The sequence below is a fragment of the Halomonas ventosae genome, assembly GCF_004361885.1.
Lineage (GTDB): Bacteria > Pseudomonadota > Gammaproteobacteria > Pseudomonadales > Halomonadaceae > Halomonas > Halomonas ventosae_C.
On record NZ_SNWH01000046.1, the window covers coordinates 1 to 3398 of the forward strand.

Here is a 3398-nt window from a genome sequence, read left to right on the forward strand (position 1 = left end):
ACGAAGCAACAGGGCAGCGCTGTGCCGCTGCGAACATGGCCGAGGCATTAGCTTAAACTCAGGCAAATTCTGTCTTGACCGTGGGGTCCACTTTACCCTCCGTCTTCCCGTGATCCGGGGGCTGCTGGCGATGCTGTATCTGCTGCTGGCTGGCCGTGGTGAGAGTGACAGCGAGATCCTGCTGTGCAACTATCAGCAGCGCCTAGCCAAGACGCTGGGCATCGTGGCACTGCGCAATCGGCTTGTTCATCATTGCGGATCCGCCGCTGGGACTTAACCTTGGCAATCACTCTGTGCTATTGATGAGACGACAGTGACGCAATGCGCTGCTCACCAGGCCAATGCCGTGCCCACGCAGCACTTGGAGGGACATCATGGGAACCCCGCAGTCATCCCGCTCCGCCCGGGTCATTGACCTCGAGGCCATGCGCCAACGTCAACTGGCCCGACGCCGGTTGGTACGCCTTTCTCCCGAGCTGGACAACCTGGAGATGGTCTATCGGCTCGCCTCGGATGCCGATACCCTGTACGGCATGCCTCTGCTGGCCTGGGGCCTTCAGGAAGATGGCGAAGTGGTCGGCCTGGTCCCGTGGATGGAGGCCCTGACGCCCTGCCATCGCCTGGATGACGTCGAGCACGGCCATTTCATCGGCTATCGTGACCCAGAAACCGAGGAGCTCTTCGAGCAGGCGCCTGAGCACAAGGTGCTGGAGCTCGAGCATGCCGCCGCCTACTTCGATTATGAGGAGACCGACGAAACCACGCTGATTCAGCAGCTTCCCGAGACCCAGGGGACGCATGCTCTATGCATGGATGAGAACGACGCGCCCTGGAAGCTGAAACAGGTCTACGGGTGGCGCCTTTACAGCAACGGCAGCGTGGAAGCGCTGCTCGCCGACGAGCGGTTCATCGAGAGCACTCCGATCCTGCCTGGCGACCCCTGCCTCTATCCCGGCCACAGCCGCCACCGCGTGGTCTACTTCTTCCAACGTCAGATCGCCAATCGCATCCGTCACGAGGATCCCGGCACCCTCGAAGCCCTGGCGCTGATGGTCATGCCCGGTAACGACATTGACACGCCGAGCGACTAACGGACTTAACGGACTGGCCGCGACTCAGCCAAGACGGATAAGGTAGAGATAGCAGCCGTCATCTTCTTGCTGGTGCAAGAGTTCATGCCCGAGGAAACTGCAGAACTTGGGAATGTCGCGGGTCGTTGCCGGGTCGCTGGCGGTTACCTTGAGCACCTCCCCCGCATGCATGTCACGCACCTTGTTGTGCATCAGCATGATCGGCTCAGGGCAGTAAAGCCCTGTGGTATCGAGTTGCGCATCACAGGCTGGTAAGGAATCTGCAGAATCAAACATCGATGACCTCGTTGCAGAATAGCTGAGTAAGGAAGTAACGGATGATCAAGATCATTATCGAACGTCGTATCATGCCTGGCCTAGAAGAAGAGTACGAGGCAGCCGCCCGGGAGGCCATGCGCCACTCCCTCAGCGCGCCCGGCTTCGTCGGCGGCGAGAGCCTCGTCGAACTCGGCCACAGCGATCGACGTCTGATGATCACCAAGTGGCGCGACCTGCGCGCCTGGAGAGAATGGTATCAGAGCGACAGACGCGCGCGGGTCATCCAGGACGTACTGCCGCTGCTGACCGAGGAGGAACGTATCAGCCTCTACGAGGCGACGACCCACTGACACCGGACCTGGGCTCAGTCCAGGAGCCGCACGTACACGGTCACCTCCTCGCGATCATGGTAGAGGTGGCGACACGCCACTTCGGCGCGCACGCCGGCCTCGGCGAGCGCTGACTCCAGGCCCAAGAGGCAGTGGGAAACTTCCTGCCAGCGCCGCTTCATGGGCAGCTTCAGGTTAAAGACCGCCTCTCGGCACCAGCGCCGCACCAGCCAGCGCTGGACCATCGCCATCACCCGCGAGGGCTTGTCGACGATATCGCACACCAGCCAGTCTAGCCGACCGGATGGTTCCCAGATGAAACCATCCTCGCGCAGGTGCTCCACTAGCCCGGTGGCCATCAGCCCCTTGTCCATGGGGCCGTTGTCGATGGCATAGACATGTATGCCGCGCTGCACCAGTTGCCAGGTCCAGCCGCCAGGTGCGGCACCGAGATCGGCCGCCTGCATGCCTTCCCCCAGGCGCTCGTCCCATTCGTCTCGCGGAATAAATTCGTGCCAGGCCTCCTCCAGCTTGAGCGTGGAGCGGCTAGGCGCACGATGGGGAAAGCGCAACCGACGAATACCCCCGGGGAGTTCGCTGCGATTGCCGGGGAAACTCATGCCCAACTGCACGCGGTCCCCGTCATTCCACAGCAGGTGGAGCCGGCGCCCGCCAGCCTTGCGCCGCAGGGCGCCGTGCTTCTTGAGCCGCGACTCCAGCGGCCGCTTGAGCGCCTTGAGCAGCCCGGCGAGAGCCTTGCCCTCGTTGGTATCTGGCGTTTCCTGCCATACCGAATCGAAGCTCCAGCCACTCGCTACCACCTGATCGAGTATCGGCGTCAGGCGATCCTCGCGCGCAAGCACAAGGGGCGGCAATGCAAGCAGACTCTGGCGGGCAAACACCAGGCCGGATAATGGTAATGTCCGATGTAATGCGTTTGCGGGCGTATCACCGGTGACCATAAAGCGAATGAAACCGGCTCCCCGCGTAACCCTGGCTTTGCCCTGCCAGCCGAGTGCCATGGCCTTGTCCGAGAGCTCGGCCGCTAGGTCATGTTCGAACCCCGGCCGACAATAGAGCAACCACTCACCGGCTACGGTCATCGGCTGGTCTTCTCGGATGCTACCGGGGAAGTGGCTTTCCTCAATTCCTCGATATCCTGCAACTGGACATTGAGCGCGTTGGTAGAAATGGTCACCTCCCAGAGCGAGTAGATTAGCGATATGGACAGGGTTACCAGGCTCACGCCGAAGAGCAGCATGCCCACAAGCTCGAGCGACAGGAAGAGGGCGAACATCGACAAGGTGCAGAGCAAAAAACTCAGCACGCCCGCCACCTGCATGCGCTTGGTCAGAGAGATGCGCCGACGGAGCAATACGATCTGTCGGGCGGTGCCTGTCTGATGCCGGTCGCGCTCTTCATCCGCCAGCTTGCGGATTAACTGGGCGAGCACCAGGAAACGATTGGTATAGGCCAGCAGCAGCAGCGAGATGGCAGGAAACAGCAGGGCCGGGGTGGTCAACGTCACGGAACGAGCTCCGATGTTCATTCGCAATGCCATGATAACAGGTGATGCTTTCATGGGTCGCCCATAAAAAAACCCCGAGCTCAAATGAACTCGGGGTTTTTTTCGGGATAAGTGCCTGACGATGACCTACTCTCGCATGGGGAGGCCCCACACTACCATCGGCGCTGAGCGGTTTCACTGCTGAGTTCGGCA

6 protein-coding genes and 1 rRNA gene are annotated in these 3398 nt (G+C 61.1%); 3 read left to right on the plus strand and 4 right to left on the minus strand.

Going from position 1 to position 3398, the window contains the following annotated elements; all coding sequences use genetic code 11:
• Positions 1-277 (plus strand): hypothetical protein (locus DFO68_RS15710; protein ID WP_208107453.1); only part of this gene is annotated, 277 nt, incomplete at its 5' end.
• A gap of 97 nt (positions 278-374) precedes the next feature.
• On the plus strand, positions 375-1091 hold the full coding sequence (locus DFO68_RS15245; RefSeq protein WP_133484454.1) for a hypothetical protein: 717 nt from the start codon (positions 375-377) through the stop codon (positions 1089-1091).
• A gap of 24 nt (positions 1092-1115) precedes the next feature.
• Here the strand turns inward: DFO68_RS15245 and tusA are convergent, their stop codons facing one another.
• Complete coding sequence (tusA, locus tag DFO68_RS15250) at positions 1116-1367, minus strand: sulfurtransferase TusA (protein ID WP_133484455.1); 252 nt, start codon at positions 1365-1367, stop codon at positions 1116-1118.
• A gap of 41 nt (positions 1368-1408) precedes the next feature.
• Here tusA and DFO68_RS15255 point away from each other — a divergent pair, with 41 nt between their 5' ends.
• Positions 1409-1699, plus strand: coding sequence for an antibiotic biosynthesis monooxygenase family protein (locus DFO68_RS15255; RefSeq protein WP_133484456.1), 291 nt, complete (start codon positions 1409-1411; stop codon positions 1697-1699).
• 14 nt (positions 1700-1713) lie between these two features.
• On the opposite strand, the gene rlmM is transcribed toward DFO68_RS15255, so the two are convergent.
• The 3 genes from rlmM to rrf form a co-directional block, all read right to left on the minus strand.
• Entirely contained in the window at positions 1714-2781 is a 1068-nt protein-coding gene (gene rlmM, locus DFO68_RS15260; RefSeq protein ID WP_133484457.1) for a 23S rRNA (cytidine(2498)-2'-O)-methyltransferase RlmM, read from the minus strand.
• Positions 2778-3260 (minus strand): DUF2721 domain-containing protein, encoded by a 483-nt coding sequence (locus DFO68_RS15265; RefSeq protein WP_243726539.1) that lies wholly within the window; start codon positions 3258-3260, stop codon positions 2778-2780. The genes rlmM and DFO68_RS15265 overlap by 4 nt, the downstream gene beginning before the upstream one ends.
• A 59-nt stretch (positions 3261-3319) precedes the next feature.
• A 5S ribosomal RNA gene (gene rrf / locus DFO68_RS16110) occupies positions 3320-3398 on the minus strand; the annotation flags it as partial.

Excerpts from the sequence above, each read along its gene's own strand:
- DFO68_RS15245 (WP_133484454.1), top strand. The coding sequence starts at position 375 with ATGGGAACCCCGCAGTCATCCCGCTCCGCCCGGGTCATTGACCTCGAG.
- tusA (WP_133484455.1), bottom strand. The coding sequence starts at position 1,367 with ATGTTTGATTCTGCAGATTCCTTACCAGCCTGTGATGCGCAACTCGAT.
- DFO68_RS15255 (WP_133484456.1), top strand. The coding sequence starts at position 1,409 with ATGATCAAGATCATTATCGAACGTCGTATCATGCCTGGCCTAGAAGAA.
- rlmM (WP_133484457.1), bottom strand. The coding sequence starts at position 2,781 with ATGACCGTAGCCGGTGAGTGGTTGCTCTATTGTCGGCCGGGGTTCGAA.
- DFO68_RS15265 (WP_243726539.1), bottom strand. The coding sequence starts at position 3,260 with ATGAAAGCATCACCTGTTATCATGGCATTGCGAATGAACATCGGAGCT.